Annotated in this window: 1 protein-coding gene and 1 pseudogene; both read left to right on the forward strand. The window is 31.2% G+C overall.

The window, feature by feature from the left end; genetic code table 11:
* Window positions 1-96: 96 nt before the first annotated feature.
* A pseudogene (locus tag RHOW815_RS09200) lies at window positions 97-378 on the forward strand (hypothetical protein); the annotation flags it as partial.
* Between the two features lie 247 nt (window positions 379-625).
* Window positions 626-778, forward strand: coding sequence for a hypothetical protein (locus tag RHOW815_RS07820; RefSeq protein ID WP_215217743.1), 153 nt, complete (start codon window positions 626-628; stop codon window positions 776-778).
* Window positions 779-999 lie beyond the last annotated feature (221 nt).

The raw sequence follows: 999 nt of genomic DNA on the forward strand, positions 1-999 counted from the left end.
TTTATCATCTTTTTTATTTCAAAGAGGGAAATAATAATCACATAATTCCCATTTAGGATAATCTATGGGTAACATACACCAGTAGACTCAATTATTAGGACGATTCAAAATGAATTTTATGCATCAGCATTTAGGCAAAAAGTTTATCATAGTCTAGAAGAACTGCAAATGGATGTGGATAAATGGCTAAAAGAGTACAATGAAGAGCGAGTCCATTCTGTGAAATATTGTTATGGGAAGACACCATGGCAAACATTTCAGTATGCAAAGCATCTAGCACAAATGAAAATGCTAGATACATTATACCAAGTTGACACTGTCAATGAAGTGCTGCCTGTCAACTCAAGTTCTGTCATGGATTTCCCGCTTTCTCTATAGTGCTTTACTATATTTAACTTAAATTCTCGATCATATTTTTTTTGCTTTCGCATAAGAGCCTCTTTAATAAATTTGTTTTAATTTATTCGGGTTCTTCATGTCCAATTTATTGTAGCAAGATCAAATGATCCACTTGCTCTTTGATATACACTATAGCTAATCTCATAAACTAGAGCCCGATAAATATGGAATTTTCTTAACCAATGCTGCTGGATATAAACTGGAGGCTGCTTTAAAGGTGCAAGACATGTTTATGGATCTAAAAACTGAAGAAAACAAACCAAAAAATTGGTTTAAAAGAGTAAAAGGACTGATACATACCCAATCCTCTTTTCCCATGCGATTCCAAGAAAACAAAAAAACTATCTCTATGCTAAATAAACAAGAGAAAATCGATTAAATTTTTTTTAAATTTGTCTCTTTTTTATTTTACAAAGTTTTTAATTTAAAAAATTAAAAACTCTAACTCTGTATTTTATAATAATTTAAGTCCTAAAATAACTAAATTTCACTATTCAATAGTCAGGGCTTACGCATGAAGAATTTCCTTTGCACCTACTAGATCTAATAAATAATCTTTACGACATGATGCAATGAAGCGCCGTTTACGTAAACTGACCT

The organism is Candidatus Rhabdochlamydia sp. W815 (genome assembly GCF_018642185.1).
In the GTDB taxonomy this organism is placed as follows: domain Bacteria; phylum Chlamydiota; class Chlamydiia; order Chlamydiales; family Rhabdochlamydiaceae; genus Rhabdochlamydia; species Rhabdochlamydia oedothoracis.

Bases quoted from the DNA above. Each gene is read 5' to 3' on its own strand.
- RHOW815_RS07820 (WP_215217743.1), top strand. From the start codon at position 626: ATGTTTATGGATCTAAAAACTGAAGAAAACAAACCAAAAAATTGGTTT.